Annotated in this window: 17 protein-coding genes; 9 read left to right on the top strand and 8 right to left on the bottom strand. The window is 69.1% G+C overall.

The window, feature by feature from the left end; all coding sequences use genetic code 11:
* Positions 1–166: 166 nt before the first annotated feature.
* Positions 167–1,648 carry a family 43 glycosylhydrolase gene (locus J5X75_RS44690; protein ID WP_307798298.1) on the top strand — a complete coding sequence of 494 codons (1,482 nt, stop codon included), beginning with the start codon at positions 167–169 and terminating at the stop codon, positions 1,646–1,648.
* On the opposite strand, the gene J5X75_RS27790 is transcribed toward J5X75_RS44690, so the two are convergent.
* Positions 1,576–2,493: a phosphatase PAP2 family protein gene (locus J5X75_RS27790; protein WP_208470461.1), complete on the bottom strand. Its 918-nt coding sequence runs from the start codon at positions 2,491–2,493 to the stop codon at positions 1,576–1,578. The two genes, J5X75_RS44690 and J5X75_RS27790, sit on opposite strands and share 73 nt — an antisense overlap.
* A gap of 268 nt (positions 2,494–2,761) precedes the next feature.
* Here J5X75_RS27790 and J5X75_RS27785 point away from each other — a divergent pair, with 268 nt between their 5' ends.
* Entirely contained in the window at positions 2,762–4,354 is a 1,593-nt protein-coding gene (locus J5X75_RS27785) for a pectate lyase family protein (RefSeq protein WP_208470460.1), read from the top strand.
* Between the two features lie 234 nt (positions 4,355–4,588).
* Here the strand turns inward: J5X75_RS27785 and J5X75_RS27780 are convergent, their stop codons facing one another.
* On the bottom strand, positions 4,589–4,798 hold the full coding sequence (locus tag J5X75_RS27780; RefSeq protein WP_208470459.1) for a DUF4287 domain-containing protein: 210 nt from the start codon (positions 4,796–4,798) through the stop codon (positions 4,589–4,591).
* A gap of 75 nt (positions 4,799–4,873) precedes the next feature.
* Between J5X75_RS27780 and J5X75_RS27775 the strand changes: the two genes are divergently transcribed.
* Positions 4,874–6,751, top strand: a complete 1,878-nt coding sequence (locus tag J5X75_RS27775; protein WP_208470458.1) for a glycoside hydrolase family 5 protein — start codon at positions 4,874–4,876, stop codon at positions 6,749–6,751.
* An 88-nt stretch (positions 6,752–6,839) separates the two neighbouring features.
* Here the strand turns inward: J5X75_RS27775 and J5X75_RS27770 are convergent, their stop codons facing one another.
* Complete coding sequence (locus J5X75_RS27770) at positions 6,840–8,453, bottom strand: peptide chain release factor 3 (RefSeq protein WP_307798296.1); 1,614 nt, start codon at positions 8,451–8,453, stop codon at positions 6,840–6,842.
* 182 nt (positions 8,454–8,635) lie between these two features.
* Between J5X75_RS27770 and J5X75_RS27765 the strand changes: the two genes are divergently transcribed.
* Positions 8,636–9,463 carry an SGNH/GDSL hydrolase family protein gene (locus J5X75_RS27765; RefSeq protein WP_208470457.1) on the top strand — a complete coding sequence of 276 codons (828 nt, stop codon included), beginning with the start codon at positions 8,636–8,638 and terminating at the stop codon, positions 9,461–9,463.
* Between the two features lie 347 nt (positions 9,464–9,810).
* On the opposite strand, the gene J5X75_RS27760 is transcribed toward J5X75_RS27765, so the two are convergent.
* Positions 9,811–10,650, bottom strand: coding sequence for a LacI family DNA-binding transcriptional regulator (locus J5X75_RS27760; RefSeq protein ID WP_208470456.1), 840 nt, complete (start codon positions 10,648–10,650; stop codon positions 9,811–9,813).
* Positions 10,651–10,663: 13 nt separating this feature from the next.
* Positions 10,664–11,848 carry an ROK family transcriptional regulator gene (locus tag J5X75_RS27755; RefSeq protein ID WP_208470455.1) on the bottom strand — a complete coding sequence of 395 codons (1,185 nt, stop codon included), beginning with the start codon at positions 11,846–11,848 and terminating at the stop codon, positions 10,664–10,666.
* 197 nt (positions 11,849–12,045) lie between these two features.
* On the opposite strand from J5X75_RS27755, the gene J5X75_RS27750 reads away from it, so the two are divergent.
* The 3 genes from J5X75_RS27750 to J5X75_RS27740 are packed head-to-tail and all read left to right on the top strand — an operon-like array spanning position 12,046 to position 15,016.
* Positions 12,046–13,344 (top strand): ABC transporter substrate-binding protein, encoded by a 1,299-nt coding sequence (locus tag J5X75_RS27750; RefSeq protein ID WP_208470454.1) that lies wholly within the window; start codon positions 12,046–12,048, stop codon positions 13,342–13,344.
* Complete coding sequence (locus J5X75_RS27745; RefSeq protein WP_307798295.1) at positions 13,341–14,198, top strand: carbohydrate ABC transporter permease; 858 nt, start codon at positions 13,341–13,343, stop codon at positions 14,196–14,198. Before J5X75_RS27750 ends, J5X75_RS27745 begins: the two co-directional genes overlap by 4 nt.
* Positions 14,195–15,016, top strand: a complete 822-nt coding sequence (locus J5X75_RS27740) for a carbohydrate ABC transporter permease (protein WP_307798294.1) — start codon at positions 14,195–14,197, stop codon at positions 15,014–15,016. The genes J5X75_RS27745 and J5X75_RS27740 overlap by 4 nt, the downstream gene beginning before the upstream one ends.
* Before the next feature lie 58 nt (positions 15,017–15,074).
* Here the strand turns inward: J5X75_RS27740 and J5X75_RS27735 are convergent, their stop codons facing one another.
* On the bottom strand, positions 15,075–16,154 hold the full coding sequence (locus J5X75_RS27735) for a glycosyl hydrolase (protein WP_208470452.1): 1,080 nt from the start codon (positions 16,152–16,154) through the stop codon (positions 15,075–15,077).
* A 225-nt stretch (positions 16,155–16,379) separates the two neighbouring features.
* Here J5X75_RS27735 and J5X75_RS27730 point away from each other — a divergent pair, with 225 nt between their 5' ends.
* Positions 16,380–16,817 carry a hypothetical protein gene (locus J5X75_RS27730; protein ID WP_208470451.1) on the top strand — a complete coding sequence of 146 codons (438 nt, stop codon included), beginning with the start codon at positions 16,380–16,382 and terminating at the stop codon, positions 16,815–16,817.
* Positions 16,818–17,041: 224 nt separating this feature from the next.
* Positions 17,042–18,259 carry a L,D-transpeptidase gene (locus tag J5X75_RS27725; protein WP_208470450.1) on the top strand — a complete coding sequence of 406 codons (1,218 nt, stop codon included), beginning with the start codon at positions 17,042–17,044 and terminating at the stop codon, positions 18,257–18,259.
* A 52-nt stretch (positions 18,260–18,311) separates the two neighbouring features.
* On the opposite strand, the gene J5X75_RS27720 is transcribed toward J5X75_RS27725, so the two are convergent.
* On the bottom strand, positions 18,312–18,743 hold the full coding sequence (locus J5X75_RS27720; protein WP_208470449.1) for a DoxX family protein: 432 nt from the start codon (positions 18,741–18,743) through the stop codon (positions 18,312–18,314).
* Positions 18,744–18,859: 116 nt separating this feature from the next.
* Entirely contained in the window at positions 18,860–19,645 is a 786-nt protein-coding gene (locus J5X75_RS27715) for an SAM-dependent methyltransferase (protein WP_307798293.1), read from the bottom strand.
* Between the last annotated feature and the right edge of the window lie 35 nt (positions 19,646–19,680).

Genomic DNA, 19,680 nt, shown 5'->3' with positions numbered 1-19,680 from the left:
GGGGAGGTGTGATCGTTAACATGCACGGCGATCACCCGTCGCGTCAAGAAACGTCGCCGAAATAGAAGGCGGTCGCGGGAGCCGGAGATCAAGCCTTGTGACGGGTATGGATGTCTCGTAACATGCCGGTCATCTTTGTGAGCGTTAACGCTTTAGGAGGCGCGCCGTGCGGATACGGGCCTTGGTCACCGCGTTGGTCACCGCGATGGCTCTCATCGTGACGCCCACCCCGGCGCTCGCCGCGCCGGGGGCGTCCTATCAGAACCCCGTCGTCGGCACGCCCAACAGCGCCGACCCGTGGATGAGCTACTACAACGGCAACTACTACTACGCCGCCACGACGTGGACCGGGAAGATCCTCATCCGCCGGTCCACCACCCTGGCCGGGCTGAAGACCGCCGCCGAGACGACCGTGTTCACGATGTCGCAGCCCAACGCGGTGTCGAACATGTGGGCGCCCAGCCTGCACCTGCTCAACGGGCCCAACGGGCAGCGCTGGTACCTCTACTACTCGGCCGGGCCGTCGGCCTGCTGCGGCGGCCAGCGCCAGCACGTCCTCGAAAGCGCCGGCACCGACCCGATGGGGCCGTACACCTACAAGGGCGCGCTCACCCTGATGCCGAACAACGGCTGGTCGATCGACGGCAGCGTGATGACCGTCGGCGGGGTCAACTACTTCGTGTTCTCCGCCTTCAACAACAACGGCGGATTCGAGAACGGCGGGTTGCAGAGCCTCTTCATCACCCGCCTGACCAACCCGTGGACACCCGCGTCGCTCGGCATCATCATCTCCGAGCCGACCCTGGCCTGGGAACGGGTCGGCAACCCGGTCAACGAGGGGCCCTACGTGCTCCAGCGCAACGGCCGTACCTTCCTGACCTACTCGGCCAGCTTCTGCGGCACACCCGACTACAAGATCGGCGCGCTCGAACTCACCGGCTCCGACCCGCTCAACCGGTCCGCGTGGACCAAGCTCGCCAACCCGCTCTTCCAGCGCAGCGACGCCAACGGGGTCTACGGGCCGGCCCACCACAGCTTCTTCAAGTCACCGGACGGCACCGAGGACTGGATCGTCTACCACGCCAACGACTCCACCTCGCAAGGGTGCGGCACCACGCGTACCAGCCGGGCCCAGCGCATCTCCTGGAACGCCGACGGCACCCCCAACCTGGGCGTCCCGGTCTCCACCGCGACCGTGCTGGCCGGACCCTCCGGCGAGCTGGGCAACCCGGGTGCGGTCACGGTCCAGCGGATCCAGTCCTACAACTTCCAGGACCGATTCGTACGCCACTCGAACTACGCCACCCGCATCGACGCGAACGTGACCCCGGCGCTGGACTCCCAGTTCCGCGTCGTGGCCGGCCTGGCCGACAGCACCGCCGTGTCCTTCGAGTCGGTCAACTTCCCCGGCCACTACCTGCGGCACAACAACTACGTGCTGCGGCTCGAACCGAACAACGGGACCGCCACGTTCCGGCAGGACGCCACCTTCCGTCAGGTGGCCGGGCTGGCGGACTCCTCCTGGTCGTCGTTCCAGTCGTACAACTTCCCGACCCACTACATCCGGCACAGCAACTACGTGCTGCGGATCGACCCGGTCTCCACCGCCACCGAACGCGCCGACGCCACCTTCCGCCGCACCTCCTGACCGCGTACGCCGTCGGTCGCCAGCCACAGCCACACCAGGAAGGCGCCGGCGACGACCGCGGCGACCCCGGCCGCTCCGGAGGCGACCGCGATGCGGCTCGGCTCCGGAGTGGTGGTCATCGGCTCGGACGCCTTCGCGACGAGGAAGCCCAGCGCCGCGGCCGGTGCCGTGACCAGCCCGGTCACGGCCAGCGGCAGCACACCCAACGGGGTCGGGCGGCCGGTCGCGGCCGTCCGGTCCCGGCTCGTCAGCCGGACGCCGAGGACCACCAGCGCACCCCAGCCCAGCACCACGAACATGGCGGCGACCGCGTCGCTGGGCCGGTGCCACTGCGACCACACGGTGGCGATCGCGATGGCCGCCGTGTAACCGGCCCCGCACAGGGCGGCGGTCGCGCGGACCGCCTCGGGCAGGACCAGGACCACCGCGAACGCCACCGACGCGGCCGCCGTCGTATGGCCGCTGGGCAGCGAGTTCGCGAACTCCAGCCGGTCGATGGGCGGCCGGGTCAGGACGTCCTTGAGGAACTGGGTGGTGCCGTTGGCGCCGAGCACCAGCACCGCCGCCGCCACCGCCAGACCGGGCCGCCGCCGGACCACACCGACCGCGACCACGACCAGGCAGACCAGCACCAGACCGGCCAGGGTGGTGCCGTTCAGCACCCGGGTCAGGATCTGCGCGAGCCGGGGATGCTCCACGTCCGTGCCGAGCATCGCGGCGGTGTCCAGCCACTGCCCGGAGATGGTGCGCACGAACACGTGATAGGTCGCCAGCGTCCCGAGGGCGGCGAGAACGCCGACGACCAGCGGTGCCACCAGACGACGCCGGGTGGTCATGTCGGTCATGTCGCGGCCGCCTCCAGCTTGTCGAGCGACCGAGCTTAGGCCCTGCGGTCAACCGGGGGAGGCACCGGGCGGGCCACCTCGACCGGCCGCTCGCCGCGAGACCGCCCCCGGAGAAGGCCCGGACGTCACCACCCGCCCGGCCTCCGGGACGAGATTTCTTCTCCGAGCGAGCAACCAATCCATGATCCGTCACCACTAGTGGGTGATCGACACGGCGGCCATCCCCCCAGAGCCCGCCGCATCATCCCCCGGAGAACAGGTGAAGACCATGAAACGATCAGTCGCGCTGCGACTCTCCGCCGTCCTCGGCGTGGCCGGCGTCGCCGGAGCCATCGCCTTCGGGCTGCCCCAGCACGACGCGTCGGCCGCGGAAGCCACCGTCACCGGTTTCGCCAGCCAGAACGGCGGCACCACCGGTGGCGCGGGCGGGGCCACCGTCAAGGCCACCACCGGCACCGCGATCCACAACGCGCTGTGCACCCGGGCTTCCAGTGACACGCCGATCATCATTCAGGTTGAGGGCACGATCAATCACGGCAACACGAGCAAGGTGTCCGGTGACAGCTGCAACACGGCGGCCGATCGTATCGAGTTGAAAGAGATCAGCAACGTCACGATCGTCGGTGTGGGCGCGGGCGCCACGTTCGATCAACTCGGCATCCACATCCGGGACTCCAGCAACATCGTCATCCAGAACGTGACGGTGCAGAACGTCAAGAAGTCCGGCTCGCCGCTGTCCAACGGCGGTGACGCGATCAGCATGGAGAGCACGGTCCGCAACGTGTGGGTGGACCACGCCACGCTGATCGCCTCGGGTGGTGAGTCGGAGGGCTTCGACGGCCTCTTCGACATGAAGGACGACACCCAATACGTGACGCTGTCCTACAGCATCCTGCGCGACTCCGGCCGGGGTGGCCTGATCGGCTCCAGCGAGAGCGACACCGGCAACAGCTTCATCACCTTCCACCACAACAAATATCAGAACATCGATTCGCGTACGCCGTTGCTGCGCGGCGGGGTCGCCCACATCTACAACAACCACTACGTGAGCCTCAACGAGTCGGGCATCAACTCGCGGGCCGGCGCCAAGGCCCGGGTGGACGGCAACTACTTCGAGGACTCGAAGGACGTGCTCGGCACCTTCTACACCGACGCGGCCGGCTACTGGCAGGTGTCCGGCAACATCCTCGACAACGTGACCTGGTCGGCGAAGGGCACCGAGAACAACCCGGCCGGCCCGGACCTGGTGTCCACCACCAGCGTCACCATCCCGTACGCGTTCACCCTCGACAACGCGTCCTGCGTCCCGTCGATCGTGGCGGCCACCGCGGGCGCCGGCATCGGCCTGAAGGTCTCGGACGGAAAGTGCAGCGCGACCGCTTCTCCCACCGCGACCGCCACCGTTTCCCCCACCGCAACTGCCACCGTTTCTCCCACCGCCACCGCCACCGCGACTGTTTCTCCCACCGCGACCGCTTCTCCGACGGCCACCGCGACCAGCGGCGTCAACCTGAGCATCGGCGCCGGCGCGGACGGTTCCAGCAAGGCGAGCGGAACCAGCTACGGCAACGTGAAGGACGGCAACACGGCCACCTACTGGTCGCCGAACGGCGCCACCGGTGACATCTCGATCAAGTGGCCGGCGGCCACCAAGGTCTCCCGCATCACCATCGTCGAGGCGTCCGGCTCGTCGATCGGCGCCTACCAGGTGATCAACGGCGCGACCGGCACGGTTCTGGCCTCCGGCACGGGCGGCGGGAACGTCAGCTTCGCGGCCACCTCCACCACCAAGCTGACCTTCAAGATCACAAGCTCTTCCGGTACGCCGAGGATCGCCGAATTCCAGACATACGCCTCCTGACGGCCCGCGCCTCCTGACGGCCTCGCCGGACCGGGTACGTCCCGGTCCGGCCGACCGCCGCCCGTCCCGAGCCGCGACTCGGCACACATGGCAGCCCTCTGCCCAGTTCCAGGCGACGGCGCATGGTGATAGCTCCTGCCCGGCCGACGCTGAGCGCTGTCATCCGGACGGCCCCCGTGACCGCCGGATGGGTTGCGGTTCTTGGCGGGATCCGGACCCTCGTGTGATGTCCGGTCAGTTCGACTGTTCGGCGAGGGTGTGCGCGACCAGGGCGTTGGCGTGCCCGTGCCCGAGGCCGTGTTCGGTCTTCAGCCACGTGACGAGTTCACCGTGCCGGGTGAGCGGGGACGATCGGATGAGGTCGGTCCAGTACGCGATCGGCTGCCCGTACTTCTTCTCGATCGACGGAAAATAGCTGGCGGGGCCCTTCACCGGGTTGGTCATACGGGGTAGACCGGCCCCGCTCCGGGAACTCATCGGTGATCTGGGTCACCGAAAGGTATTTCCTGAAATCCGTTCATGTTCTTCAATGGATGGATGCGCACCGTCGTACGCCTGCTGGTGGTTCTGTCGTTGTCGTTGACGTCCCTGCTGCCCGGCGCACCGGCCGCCCTGGCGGCCGAACCCGGATGGACCGGCCCACTCTCGACCCGTGGCCGCTACATCGTCGACGCCGACGGGCAGCGTTTCAAACTGCGCTCCGGCAACTGGCACGGCGCGAGCGGCACGTGGAACGGTTCCGGCGACACCCTGGTCGACGCGAACCATCACGCGGGGGAGAACTCGGGGCGGATCCCGCTCGGGCTCGACCGGGCGCCGCTGGACACCATCGTCGCGGGATTCCGGGAGCTGGGGCTCAACAGCGTACGGCTGCCGTTCTCGAACGAGATGCTGCGCGACAGCCGCCCGGTGACCGACCGGGCCGTCGCCGCGAATCCGCAGTTGCGCGGGCTCACCCCGTTGCAGGTGTACGACCGGGTCGTCGCCGCGCTCACCGGTGGCGGGCTCGCGGTGATCCTCAACAACCACACCAACACGACCCGCTGGTGCTGTGCCGTCGACGGCAACGAGCGGTGGAACACGTCGCAGAGTGTGCGGCAGTGGGAGGACGACTGGCTGTTCATGGCCCGCCGCTACCGTGACGATCCGCGGGTGGTCGGCGCCGATCTGTACAACGAGGTGCGCCGCACCGTCCTGGACGACCCGAACTGGGGCTGGGGCAACGCCCACGACTGGTTCGCCGCGTCGCAGCGCACCGGCGACCGGATTCTCGCCGAGGCCAACCCGAACCTGCTGATCATCGTGGAGGGGATCAACTGGACCGGGATCCCGGTGGACGGGTTCGCGCACGAGCGGCCCACGCTGCGGCCGGTCCGGACCCTGTCGCACACCCTGATCCGGTCCGGGAAACTGGTGTATTCGGCGCATTTCTACGACTACACCGGCCCGAATCACAGTGGGGCCACCGGGACCGGCGAGACCACCGATCCGCGCTACCGGGACCTGAGCCCCGCCGATCTGGCCGCCGTCGTGCAGCGGGACGCCCTGTATGTCGCCGGGGAGCCCGGCAACCACTTCACCGCGCCGGTGTGGATCAGTGAGTTCGGGGTGGCCGCCGACGCCGCGCCGGGCAGCCTGCAACGGGCCTGGTTCGAGAACTTCGTCGACATCCTGATCCGGGCGGACGCCGATTTCGCCTACTGGCCGGTGATCGGCTGGGCGGAGAGCGGCAACGAGTGGGGGCTGCTGTTCTTCGACGCCGCGGGGCGGCGATCCGGGCTGATCGACGGTCCGGATTGGCGGTCGGCCGCCTGGCAGCGGCTGGTCAATGCCACGACACGACAGGGGTACGTTGATCCGGTCCCGTCACGATCAATGTTGAGCCCGGACCATGTTGACTTCATCGCGTCAACGTTGATGCGTGCACAGCCGGACTGGGACCGGGGTGCCCGCAAGGCCGCCTGCCCGGACGGTCAACGGTTGATCGGGTTGAGCCACACCGGCAACCGTGGCCTGTGCACCGACTACTCCGGCGCGACCGTCTGGACCGGCTACCAGGTGGTGACCGACGAGCGGCACGTCTCCCGCGACTGGGCGTCCGGCTACACCAAGGTGCAGTGCCCGGCGTCGTCGGTGCTGATCGGCTACGCGGTGCGGGGCGCCGCCGTGTCCAGCGTTTTGTGCGCCACCGCCCTGCCCACAGCGGCCACCGACAGCGGCCGGACCGTGTGGTTCGACCGCGGCGACAACCGCCCGGCCGGTGGGCCGGGCGGTGACTTCGCGAGCGGGCACTACAAGGGCCAGTGCGCCGACGGCGAGTACGCGGCCGGAATCGCCTACACCGGGCGCTTCCTGTCGTCCAAGACCCCGGACGCCCTCTTCTGCCGCCGCCTATGACAGGCCGGCGTCGAGCGTCCCCGGCTTCTCGTCGGTCAGTGCCTGTGGGGCCGGTGTCGAAGACGCTCGGCGCTCATTTCGGCGGTGCCTATGACAGGCCTGCGTCGAACACCCCGTCGAGTCTGAGGCCCGGGTGGCGGCCGGCCACCGTGCGCATCCGCCAGCGGTGCTGGAAGACGGCGAGTAGCGCGTCGTCGCGGACCCGGGTCATCACCTCGACGTTCGACTCGCCGCGCAGCATCTCGCGGCCGGCCGTGTCGGTGACGGCGGCGATCTCGTACGGCAGGAACTCCAGCTTCACCCGCACCCCGAACTCGGCCTCGAGGCGGTGGGTGGCGACCTCGAACTGCATCGGCCCGACGGCGGCGAACACCGGTGTGCCGTCGCCGCGCTGTTCGGAGCGCAGCACCTGGATCACGCCCTCGGCGTCGAGCTGCTCGATGCCGCGGCGGAACCGCTTGTAGGCCGAGGTGTCGTCGGTGCGGACCGCGGCGAAGTGCTCCGGCGGGAATGAGGGGAGTGCCGGGTACCGGACCGGGCGGCCGGCGTAGAGCGTGTCGCCGATGCCCAGTGCGGTCGCGTTGACCAGGCCGACCACGTCGCCGGGGAACGCCTCGTCGATGGTGTCGCGGCCCTGCCCGAAGATCTGCTGCGCGTACTTCGTGGTGAACGGCTTGCCGGTGCCGCCGTGGGTGACGACCATGCCACGCTCGAATTTGCCGGAGCACACCCGCATGAACGCCACCTGATCGCGGTGGGCCCGGTTCATGTTCGCCTGAATCTTGAAGACGAACCCGGAGAACGGCGCGTCGACCGGCTGGTCGGTGCCGGCCGCGGTGGGCCGCGCGGTCGCCGGCGGCGCCAGCTCCACGAGAACGTTCAACAGCTGGCGTACGCCGAGGTTCGCGACCGCCGCGCCGAACAGCACCGGCGTGGTGGTCGCGGCCAGGAACGCCTCCTGGTCGTGGTCGGCGCCGGTCATGTCGAGGAGTTCGAGCTCCTCGTTGGCGGTGGTCCAGTCCGCCCCGAACCGCTCGGCCGCCTCGTCGGCGGTCATGTCCTCCTCGATCGCCAGGTCGGCGCCGCCGGGGGAGCGCTGCATGCGGGTGAACACCCCGGTCCGGCGGTCGATCACGCCGTGGAAGTGCCCGGCGATGCCGACCGGCCAGGTCAGCGGGGTGGGCCGCAGGCCGATCCGCTGTTCGATCTCGTCCATCAGGGCGAGGGCGTCGTTGCCGGGACGGTCCCACTTGTTGATGAAGGTGATCACCGGGATGCCGCGCTGCCGGCACACCTCGAACAGCTTGAGGGTCTGCGGCTCGAGGCCCTTGGCGGCGTCGAGCAGCATGACGGCGCTGTCCACCGCGGTGATCACCCGGTAGGTGTCCTCGGAGAAGTCGGCGTGACCGGGCGTGTCCAGCAGGTTGATGACCGTGTCGCGGTAGGAGAACTGGAGTGCGGCCGAGGTGACCGAGATTCCGCGCTCCTGCTCCATGGCCATCCAGTCGGAGACCACGCCCCGGCGGTCGCCCTTGCCGTGCACCGCGCCGGCCTGCCCGATCACCCGCGCGTGCAGGGCGAGTGCCTCGGTCATCGTCGACTTGCCGGCGTCCGGGTGCGAGATCACCGCGAAGGTACGCCGTCTGGCCGCCTGGACACCGACACCCGCCGCCGTGGCTGCTGACGACACGCTCTGACTCACGAAACCCCAACTTCCCCTGTGACCCGCACGGCGCCTCCGCGCCGCTGCCCCTGCAACTTTAAGGTCGGCGCGGATCGCACCCACGGAAAGCCCCGGTGGGAAGCGTCATACTCCCGCTTGACATCGAGAATTGTCGATACTTAGGCTCGTCCGTGAAACGATTCATCCCCCATGGAGGTCCCATGCGCTCGTTTCGCCTACTGATCGCCACCGCCCTCGCCGTGCCCCTGCTGCTGGCCGCCCCCGCCTCGGCCGAGCTGCCCGGATGCGGCATCCGCTCCGCCGCCGCGGCGGCCGCCGCGGCTCCCACCACGGTCTGGCTCGCCGGGGACTCCACCATGGCGAACCCGTCCGCCACCTGCCCGGTGGGCTGGGGCGCCTCGTTCGACCCGCTGTTCACCGGCGACGTCGTCGTCGACAACCTGGCCCTCGGCGGCCGCAGCATCCAGACGTGGCTCTACGAGGGCAACGTCACCTCCACCATCGGCGCCGACGGTGAGTGCGTGCTGAGCTCGACGACGGCGTCGGCGCGCTGGCAGCGGGTGCTCGACGGGATGAAGGCCGGCGACTACCTGTTCATCCAGTTCGGCATCAACGACGGCTCCACCACCTGCCCCCGGCACGTCGGGGTCGCCCGCTACCAGCAGTTGATGACGATGATGGCCCGCACGGCACTGGCCCGGGGCGCCCACCCGGTGCTGCTCACCGCCGTGGCGGCGATCACCTGCTCGGGCGGCACCGCGGTCAAGAACCGTGGCTTCGTCACCCCGGCCCAGGCGGCCGCGGCCGCGACCGGCGCTCCGCTCATCGACCTGCAGACGCTCAGCGTGAACCACTACAACGCGGTCCGGCTCTGCCCCAACAACGGCGACTACACGGCCGGGCTGGTCGGCCGGTACTTCTGCAACGACCACACCCACTTCGAGGCGTACGGTGCCCAGCGCATCGCCGGCCTGGTGGCCGGCGCGCTGCGCACCCAGAACATCCCGCTGGCCACCTACCTGCTGTAGGAGCCGCGCCCCGTTTCAGGCGGTGCCCGTCGCACACGAGAGTCCCCACGTGTGCGGCGGCACCGCCCGGGGGCCGGGCGCCCGCCGGTGGCCGTGGCTTCGGACAGCGGCCGCTCTCGCCCAGCTGGTCGTCAGTGCCGTCGAGACGGCGCGGGAGCCAGCCGGTCGGTTTCGGCTGGTCGTGGGGCTGTCTCGGCGGCGCTGAGACTGCCCTCAGGGCCGGCCGGGGGTGACCACCGATCTGAGCCCGGCGGGCGCGGCACCGGCTGGAGTGGCAGTGAGCTCGCGTGGCGGGGCGGAACAGCCCTGATGAGGCGGGACGGGATCGCGCGTACCGGAAATGGTTTTCAGGTTGTGCTCTCGCGTTCGACGATCTGGGCCTTCGGGGCCTCGTAGACGGTGGCGGCGGCCGCGTCGCGCATGGCGTCGAGGATGGCGCCGCCGCCGAGTTCGCCGATGCGGCCCACGTCGTGGCTCATGGCGGAGAGCGCCGGGACGGCGAGCTGGCACTGGGCCGAGTCGTCCCAGGCGACGACCGAGACGTCCGCCGGGACCCGGAGGCCGCGGTCGCGGATCGTGTCCAGACCGCCGAGGGCCATCATGTCGTTGTCGTAGACGATGGCGGTGGGGCGGCCGGCGGCGTGGCTCAGCACCCGCGCGGTGGCCTGGCGGCCGGACTCCTGCGAGTAGTCGCCCTCGGCGGTGACCAGGGTCAGCCCGCGTTCGCCCGCCTCCGTCTCGGCGCCTTCGCGGCGCAACTGGGTGTGGGCGAACAGCAGCGGGCCGGAGACGTGACCGACCACGGTGTGGCCGCGTTCGGCGAGGAAGCGGACCGCGTCGCGGGCGAAACCGGCGTCGTCGGTCCACACCGTCGGGAGGCCGTCCGCGGTCGACGGGTCACCGAGGACGACCGCCGGGATGCCGAGGCGGCGGACCAGCGGAACCCGTTCGTCGTCGGGGCTCAGATCGACCAGCATCACACCCGCGACCTGTTTGCGCTCGGCCCACTGCTCGTAGGTGGCGGTCTCCGCGGCCCGGTCGGTGACCACCTTGACCAGCAGCGACACCCCGGCGGGGGTGAGCACGCGCTCCAGCCCCTCGATGAACTCGTGGTAGAACGGCTCCTCCCCGAGGACCTGCGAGGCGCGTGCCAGCACCAGACCGACCCGCTGTGGTTCCTGCGACACCGGACTCCTTTTTCTAGGCGGCCGCGCCGGGCGTGTGGCCGGGGGCGATGGCCGCCTGGACGACCAGGGCGGCGGCGCCGATGCCGGCCGCGTCGCGGGGCTGGGCGGAGAGTTCGACGGCGAGGCTGTGCCGGTGCCGGGCGTGCGCGGTCCGGCTCAGGTGGGTGCGCAGCCGGCGGGCGTAGATGGAGCCGGCCAGCGCGACACCCGGCCCGGTGAGCACCAGCCGGCCCAGGTCCAGCAGGTTGACCATCGAGGTGGCGGCCATGCTGAGGAAGACGGCGGCCTGGTCGAGCACCGCGTACGCCGCCGGGTCCCCGTTGACGGCGGCCCGGGCGATGGCGTCGTAGGCGCTGGACTCGCTGCCGTCCAGGGGCAGCCGGGCGCGCAGTCCCGGATCCTCCCGGGCCGCCCGGACGGTGGCCGAGGTGGACGCGTACTGCTCCACGCAGCCCAGGTTGCCGCACGGGCAGGGCCGGCCGTCGTACGAGATGGAGACGTGACCGAGTTCGCCGGCGTCGAAGCCGGCGCCGCGGTGCAGGGCGCCGCCGAAGACCAGCCCGGCGCCGATGCCGGTGGACAGGTAGACGCAGCCGAAGGTCTGGTCGCGGGAGACCCGGCGGCTCCAGAACTCGCCGAGCGCGGCGGCCGCGGCGTCGTTCTCGACCAGGACCGGTACGCCGATGCGGTCGGTGAGCTCGGCGCGCAGCAGGCTCAGCGTGGTGGCGGTGTCGGGCTGGCCGGGGACCGGGGCGGGCGCCACCACGGCGAGACCCTCGATGCGGCCGCGCGGCAGGTCGAGGCATGCGGTGAAGTCGTCGAACCGCCGGGCCAGCAGGTCGGCCGGCCAGATGTCCCGCGGGCCGCGGGGGACCACCTCGCGGCCGACGACACCGCCGGTGAGGTCGATGGCGACGCAGGTCAGCGTGTCCGGGCCGAGGTGGAAGCCGACGCCGAAACGGTTGGCCGGGTCGATGGCGATGAGCTTGCGGGGCCGGCCGGAGGTGGAGCCGGTCGATCCGATCTCGTGGATGATCCCGTCGGCGATCAGGTCGCGCACGATGATCGAGATGGACGGCTGGGTGAGACCGGTCTTGTCGGCCAGTTCGCCGCGGCTGATGGTCACCGCGGAACGGACCACGTCGACGATCAGGGCGCGGCTGCCGGGCCCGGCCGCGGGCGTTTCTCGACGTGCCATGCCGATGGGTCTCCGCTCCTGCTCACCGCTCTCCGCCGTTACCGTACCCGGCCGCCGGTCCTTCATGGTCACAAGCCTGCCACCAGCGAAGGCGCGACTTAAATTAGTAATATAACCTTGACAGCGCGGTAACGGCGGCTCCATGCTCTGCACTCGACGAAGCGAGACGAAGCGAGATGTGCAGATGGGACGCTGTCATGATCAATAGAAGGAACGCGATCGTCGCCGGGGCCGTGACGGCTCTCGCCCTGATGGCCGGATGCACCGGAGGCGCCGAGCCGGCCGGCTTCTCCGGCGAGATCAAGGGCGACATCACGGTTCTCACCAACCGCACCGACCTGGTCACCGGCAAACTGCCCGAGTACGCCAAGAGGTTCGAGGCGAAGTACCCGGGCACGAAGGTCACCTTCGAGGGCGTGACCAACTACGAGCAGGACGTCACCACCCAGCTCAGCGGCGGCGAGTACGGCGACGTGCTGCTCATCCCGAACACCGTCGCCGTGGACCAGCTCGGCCAGTTCTTCGAGCCGCTGGGCACCGTCGGCGAACTGAAGGACAGGTACCGGTTCACCGACGAGAAGGCCTACGACGGCAAGGTCTACGGCCTGTCGCTGGGCGGCGTCGCCAACGGCTTCGTGGTCAACAAGCGGGTCTGGGCCGAGGCTGGGATCACCGCCCCGCCGAAGACGCCGGAGGAGTTCCTGGCCGGGCTCAAGGCGGTCGCGGACAAGACCGGGGCCACCCCGTTCTACACCAACTACAAGGACGGCTGGCCGCTGAGCTTCTTCAACAGCCAGCGCGCCGTCCTCGCCGACCCGACGGTCAACGAGACGTTCCCGGCCGACCCGCGGCCGTGGCAGCCCGGCAAGCTCCAGCACCTCACCGACGGCCTGCTCTTCGACATCGTGAACCGGGGGCTCAGCGAGAAGGACCCGCTCACCACCAACTGGGAGGGCTCCAAGCCGATGCTCGGCACCGGCAAGGTCGCCAGCATGCTGCTCGGCTCCTGGGCGGTCCCGCAGATGCGCGACGCCGCCACCGCGGCCGGCGCGAACCCGGAGGACATCGCCTTCTGGCCGTTCCCGTACCAGACCGGCGGGAAGTTCCACGCCCGCATCGAGGGTGACTACAAGGGCGCGGTCAGCCGGAACTCGGACAACAAGGCCACCGCGAAGGCGTGGCTGGAGTGGTTCGTCACCGAGTCCGGGTTCGCCGCCGACCAGCAGGCCATCCCCACCCCGGTCGGCCAGCCGCTGCCCCAGGCCCTGCAGGACTTCACCGCCACCGGCGTCGAACTGCTGGAACTGCCGGCCGCGACGGCCAACAGCGGCAAGGAGGACCAGATCATCAAGGAGTCCGAGATCGACCTGGCCGGCCCGATCTACCGGCAGAAGCTCGTCGACATCGCCCGCGGCGCGGCCGAGGGTGACAAGGAGTCCTACTTCGCCGAACTGAACAAGCGATGGAGCGCCGCCCAGTCGCAGGTCATGAAGTGACCCGTCGGCCCTGGCTGTACGTCGCGCCGGCCCTGATCCTGCTGATCACCTTCACCTACGTCCCGGTCGGCGCCATGGTGTTCTACAGCTTCCACAAGTGGGACGGCCTGGACGTCACCATGGAGCCGGCCGGCTTCGGCAACTACGTGCGGGTCCTCACCGACGAACGGTACTGGCGCGTCTTCATGATCAGCCTCTACTACCTGGCCGCGTCGTTCGCGCAGATCGCGATCGCCCTCTACTTCGCGGTCGTGCTGTCCTTCCGGACCCGGTTCCGGAACCTGTTCAAGGGCATCCTGTTCTTCCCGTACCTGCTCAACGGGGTCGCCGTCGGCTTCGTCTTCCTCTACCTGTTCCAGCCCGACGGCACTCTGGACACCGTGCTGCGGCTGATCGGCCTCGGCGACCACACACGGCAGTGGCTCGGTGATCCGGACATCGCCAACATCTCGCTGGCCGGCACCTCGGTGTGGCGGTTCACCGGGCTCAACTTCGTGCTGTTCCTCGGCGCGATCCAGTCGATCCCCGGCGACGTCTACGAGGCCGCCGAGATCGACGGCGCGAACCGGTGGCACCAGTTCCGGCACATCATCGTGCCGGGCATCCGCCGGATCATCAGCCTCTCCTTCATCCTGGCGATCTCCGGGAGCCTGTCGGTCTTCGAGATCCCGTTCATCATGACCGGCGGCGCGAACGGCACCCGCACGTTCGTCGTCCAGGCCTACGAGACCGCCTTCCAGTTCCGGCAGATCGGCCTGGCCTCGGCGATGGCGGTCGTGCTGCTGCTGCTCGTGCTGCTCATCACCGGGGTCCAGCGGCGGATCCTGCCCGACGAGGAGGTGACCCTGTCGTGAGGACCGTGGCGCGCCTGGCCAAGTACGGCTCGCTCGTGCTGGCCTCGATGATCGTGCTCATCCCGCTGGTGGTGGTGCTGTTCGCTTCTTTCAAAACCCATGAGGAGTACGCGCGAAGCGGTCCCCTGACGCCTCCGGAGAGCTGGCTGCACCTGGACAACTTCGCCACCGCCTGGACCGGGGGCGACATGCTGCGGGGCTTCGGCAACACCACGCTGATCCTGGTGGTGTCGCTGGCCGGCACCGTGCTGGTGGGGACGCTCGCGGCGTACGCGATCAGTCGTTTCGTCTTTCCGTTCAAGCGCCTGATCCTGGGGCTGTTCCTGGTCGCGGCACTGGTGCCCGGTGTCACCACACAGGTCGCGACCTACCAGATCGTCAAGTCGATGGGCCTGGTCAACACACCGTGGTCGGCGATCGTCCTGTTCATGGGTACCGACATCATCTCGATATACATCTTCATCCAGTTCATGCAGTCGATACCGCCGAGTCTCGACCAGGCGGCCATGATCGACGGAGCGTCCCGGTTCACCGTCTACCGCCGGATCATCCTGCCGCTGATGAGACCGGCCATCGCCACCGTCGTGATCATCAAGGGCATCGCGATCTACAACGAGTTCTACATCCCCTTCCTCTACATGCGGTCGCCCGGCCTCAACGTCATCTCCACCGCGCTGTTCCGGTTCAAGGGGCCCTACGGAGCGCAGTGGGAGACCATCGCCGCCTGCACCATGATCGTGATCATCCCGACCGTGGTCGTGTTCCTGCTGTTGCAGCGGTTCATCTACAACGGCATCACGGCGGGAGCTACCAAATGACCTCCGACGGATCCCGCTGAAAGGTGGGAGGCGCGGACCGCGCCTCCCACCTCGTGGCTCAGGACGGCAGCAGGAGGTCCTGGCCGGCCTCGCCGTCGCCGGTCCACGGCTGCACCGGGGCGGCGTTCGCCGTGCCGGCGCCGGGCAGGCTGATCTCGCCTCGGCTCAGCACCCGCGGGATGTGGTAGGCCGCCTGGATCTCGGCGGTGGTGTTGTTTCCGAGCAGGTGCTCGGACCACATCATGAAGTACGCCCACCGCGGCTGGGTGGCCAGCAGCGCCGCGGTCGGCATCTTCCCGATCTCGGCGACGGCGATCGGCTTGCCCGCGGCGACCGTCTGGATCTGCTGGTAGTCGGCGGACGAGGGATGGCTCTTCCACCAGACGTCGAGGCTCACCACGTCGGCGTAGTTCGCGCCCGGGTAGTACTGCGACCAGTTAGCGGCCGGGTTGTCCTGGACGTTCCACACCCAGATCAGGTTGTTCAGGCCCTGACTGTCGAAGTAGTCCCGCATCTGCTGGAAGATCTTGGCGCCGCCGTTGGCCCCGGGACGGCCGCCCCACCAGTTCCAGGTCTCGTTCATCTCGTGGAAGGGCCGCCACAGCACTGGGACACCGGCGTCGCGCAGCTGCCTGAGGTACGGCACGACAGTGGCCATCCGGCTGCGCCAGGTGGTGTTGAGCGCGGTGCCGCCGGTGACGATCTCCTGGAACTGCGCGTTCGTGATCCGCGTCTTCACCCCGCCGTCGAACTCGCAGGTGACGCCGACCGTCGGCGAGCAGGCGTGCCAGGTGAGCGCCACCAGTGAGCCGGCTGCCCACTGCGCCTTGGCCTCGTCGATCACGCGCTGCCGGTCGGCCTGGTCGTCGGCGCGGAACATCATGTCGCCGCCCCACAGCCCCGGGTACTGGCCGGTGACGTTGCGGACCTGCTGGGTGTACTGGGCGGGGCTGCTCGCGGGTTCCTTGTTGTGCTGCCCGGAGACGACCGACCTGCCGGTGACCGACCGGAGGTAGTCGATCACCACGGTTCTCGCCGTGGCCGGGAACGCCGCGGCCTCGGTGGGGTGGTGGGCCAGGCCCGCGCCGAGCAGCACCAGCGCGGCGCCGACGGCCCACATCGGACGGTTGAGTCGCATGCGGAACCTCCTTGGGGGAAGGGACGCGGCTCAGCATGCGACCGTAGATACAACCCTGTCAATGTTAGATTAATAATCTAATAAACTGCGACAGGCGACGGTCCATCCGTACGGGAGGAGGCGCCGGCCGGGCCCACCGGGGAATCCTGTGGCGATGAGGCGGAGGTCCGGGGCGGCGGATATCCGCGTACCCGGGGCCAGGCCACCGCGGCCGTCACCGCCTGTGTGGAACATCTGCGCGGCCGCTTCCGGGCGGCGGTCCGCGACGCCGCGGGGCTGCACGACTCCGTCCCCGGGGTGGGCGTGTGCGAGCGGCGGATCACCCATGCGGCCCTCAACAAGGACAACGGCCTGATCGACGCGGCCACCGGTGCGGCGAGCGGGCCGGGCACGCCGCGCGGCCGGGTGGGTACGAACTTCGCCAAGGCGGTGACCGGCGCCGTCGTGGAGAGCCGTCACCAGTGGCGGGAACTGCGGGACGCGCTGCGCGAGGAGTACGGCGAGCGGCGCGCGTCGGTGATGGTGTGCGCGCTGACCCACGACGATCCACTGTCCGATTGTGGCGGTGCCTCCGACCGTACGATTATTGCGTCTTTTGTCATGTTTGCCCTGGTCCTTGGGGTGATCGCGGTCTCGTCACGGCGCCGGCATCCGGCCGGGTGACGCAGGTCTCGTCACTGAATCCGGGTTCCGGAGCGATCGAAGGCCGATGCGGTGTACCGGGCGGGCTCAAGATCTGTCAGGATGTCCTCTCCAGAAACACACCTGCATAGTTCGATCGACTCGACAGGCAACGTTCCGAGCCTCAGCCACGTCATCAAGATGTACGGACATCACGATGTACGGCCACGGATGGCGCCGACGGGACCCCCTCGATTGTGAGAGCCATGATTCAGCGACGTAAGGTCATCATCGGCACACTGGGCGTGGCCGCGGCCGCCACGGCGGCCGGGTGCACCTCGCGTGACAAGAAGGGCACCGACTGGGTCGAGCCGGTGGCGAACATCGAGCCCCCGGTCGCGCCGGTCAAGCTGAACGTGACGCCGGTGAGCGGCACCAAGGACGTGTCGCCGGTGACGCCGATCACCGTGGCCGTCGAGGAGGGCACGCTCCAGTCGGTCACCGTCACCGTCGGCAAGACCAAGGTCGAGGGCGCCCTCCAGGCCGACGGCACGTGGAAGTCGACAGAGGACCTGGACTACGGCAAGACCTACAAGGTGGTCGCGACGGCCGCCGACGCCAAGGGCGTGACCAGCGACCACACCTCCAGCTTCGCCACGGTGAACCCGAAGAACCTCGCGAAGATCACATTCCAGGCCAACGCCATGGCGTCGCTCAAATCCGGGCAGACGTACGGCGCCGGCCAGCCGGTGATCGTCGCGTTCAGCCGTGCCGTCAACAAGGCCGCGGCCGAGAAGGCCATCGAGATCACCACCTCGCCGTCGGTCGAGGGCAAGTTCTACTGGAAGAACGACCGGACCGTGCACTGGCGGCCCGCGAAGTACTGGGCGGCCGGCACGCGGATCAAGGTCAAGGTCAACGCCTTCGGCGTCAAACTCGGCAAGACGGTGTACGGCGCGAAGAACGCCTCCACGAACTTCGAGATCGGTCGTCAGCTGATCGCGATCAGTGACAACCGGACGCACATGACGAAGGTCTACGTCAACGGCAAGCTGGTCCGTTCCATGAAGTGCAGCCTCGGCAAGGGCGGCGGCACCACCGGGGCGAACGGCGAGCGCATCAGCTACTGGACGACCGGCGGCCCGCACGTCGTGCTCGGCCGGCTGCGGACGCACACGATGACCTCGGCGAGCTACGGCGTCAGCGACCCGAAGGATCCGAACTACTACGTGTCGGAGGACATCGAGTACTGCACCCGGATCAGCTACTCCGGCGAGTACCTGCACGCCGCCCCGTGGAACGGTTCGCTGGGCCGCGCCAACCTGTCCCACGGCTGCATCAACCTGAGCACCTCCGACGCCAAGTGGGTGTACGAGAACTTCCTGATCGGCGACATCGTCGACGTCCGGAACAGCCCTCGTGACCTGACGATCGACAACGGCCTCGGCGACTGGACCGTCCCCTTCGACAAGTACGGTCGCTGACCGCGAACGCCGCGAGCCCCGCCGATCTGATCGGCGGGGCTCGTTCGTGTCCTCAGGCGGTGACCGGCTCCGCGGTGGTGGCCGCGCGCCGGCGGGACAGCAGCGCCTCCACCGACCAGGGGCCCGCGCCGAGGGCGGCCACCGCCAGGAACGACCACGCGTAGAGCGCCGAGGTGACGCCGCCGTTCTGGATCGGCATCAGGCCGGTCTGCTGGTGGACGACGAAGTAGGCGTACGCCATCGAACCGGACGCCAGGATCGCCGCCGGCCGGGTGAACAGGCCGACCAGGACCAGGCCGCCGCAGACCAGCTGGATGACGGCCGCGTACCACCCGGGCCAGGTGCCGAGCGGGACGGCCTCGCCGGTGCCCTTGTTGCCGCCCAGCAGGCCGAACAGGCTGGCGAGACCGTGGCAGGCGAAGAGCAGGCCGACGACCATGCGGAACAGCGACCAGACCGGGCCGGTGAAGCGATCGAACGTCATGGGGATCTCCTAGATCATCTGGGGTGAGGTAAGCCTACCCTAAATAGAGATCATTCGATCGCCTAAACGTGAAAGGACCTGTGGCGTCAGCCACAGGTCCCTTCGGAGCGCGTGATTCAGTGCTTACGGGCGACCAGCGCGTTGCACATGACGTCCGCGGCGGACGCCCGGGACGGGTCGTCGTTGTGCCAGTGGGCCACCGAGACGACACCCGGCTCGACGATCTCCACCCGGTCGCCGAACAGCTCACGCAGCCGCTCGCCGTCGCGCGGGACGAACCGGCCGTCCCGGTTGGCCTCCGCCAGGCCGGCGACCACCTCGGCGGGCATGAACTCGTAGGTGGCGTGACTGGCCGCGACCCAGCTGCCGGCCGGGAGCCGGTCCAGCAGCTTGGTGACGACACCCTCGACGTCCTCGTCGTCCCGGACGAAATGCAGCACCGCGATCAGGAGCAACCCGACCGGCCGGGAGAAGTCGATCAGCGCACGCAGGTCGTCGTGATCCAGGATGGCGGCCGGATCCCGCAGGTCGGCGTCCAGGTACGCGATCGTGCCGGGCGTCCCGGACAGCAGCGCGCGGGCGTGCGCCAGCACCAGCGGATCGTTGTCGACATAGACCACCCGGGTCGCCGGGTCGATGGCCTGGACGACCTCATGGGTGTTGCCCGGTGCCGGGATGCCGGTGCCGATGTCGAGGAACTGCCGCACCCCCTGCTCGGCGATGTGCCGCGCCGCACGGCCGAGGAAGGCCCGGTTCTCCAGCGCGGCCGTGCGGATCGACGGCGTCACCGCGGCGATCTGGTCGCCGGACTCCCGGTCGGCGGCGAAATGGTCCTTGCCGCCCAGCCAGTAGTTGTACCGGCGGGCCGGATGTGGCCTGCTCGAATCGATCGGTTCCGTCACCGCTGCACCTTTCACCCCGTATATAGACGTCTCGG

The organism is Actinoplanes flavus (assembly GCF_017592555.1).
Lineage (GTDB): Bacteria > Actinomycetota > Actinomycetes > Mycobacteriales > Micromonosporaceae > Actinoplanes > Actinoplanes flavus.
The sequence above is the reverse complement of the archived record's forward strand: the minus strand, read 5'-3'. Positions and strand labels throughout refer to the sequence as shown.

Bases quoted from the DNA above. Each gene is read 5' to 3' on its own strand.
- J5X75_RS27720 (WP_208470449.1), bottom strand. From the start codon at position 18,743: ATGACGTTCGATCGCTTCACCGGCCCGGTCTGGTCGCTGTTCCGCATG.
- J5X75_RS27765 (WP_208470457.1), top strand. From the start codon at position 8,636: ATGCGCTCGTTTCGCCTACTGATCGCCACCGCCCTCGCCGTGCCCCTG.
- J5X75_RS27750 (WP_208470454.1), top strand. From the start codon at position 12,046: ATGATCAATAGAAGGAACGCGATCGTCGCCGGGGCCGTGACGGCTCTC.
- J5X75_RS27725 (WP_208470450.1), top strand. From the start codon at position 17,042: ATGATTCAGCGACGTAAGGTCATCATCGGCACACTGGGCGTGGCCGCG.
- J5X75_RS27735 (WP_208470452.1), bottom strand. From the start codon at position 16,154: ATGCGACTCAACCGTCCGATGTGGGCCGTCGGCGCCGCGCTGGTGCTG.
- J5X75_RS27785 (WP_208470460.1), top strand. From the start codon at position 2,762: ATGAAACGATCAGTCGCGCTGCGACTCTCCGCCGTCCTCGGCGTGGCC.
- J5X75_RS27775 (WP_208470458.1), top strand. From the start codon at position 4,874: ATGTTCTTCAATGGATGGATGCGCACCGTCGTACGCCTGCTGGTGGTT.
- J5X75_RS27790 (WP_208470461.1), bottom strand. From the start codon at position 2,493: ATGACCGACATGACCACCCGGCGTCGTCTGGTGGCACCGCTGGTCGTC.
- J5X75_RS27755 (WP_208470455.1), bottom strand. From the start codon at position 11,848: ATGGCACGTCGAGAAACGCCCGCGGCCGGGCCCGGCAGCCGCGCCCTG.
- J5X75_RS27780 (WP_208470459.1), bottom strand. From the start codon at position 4,798: ATGACCAACCCGGTGAAGGGCCCCGCCAGCTATTTTCCGTCGATCGAG.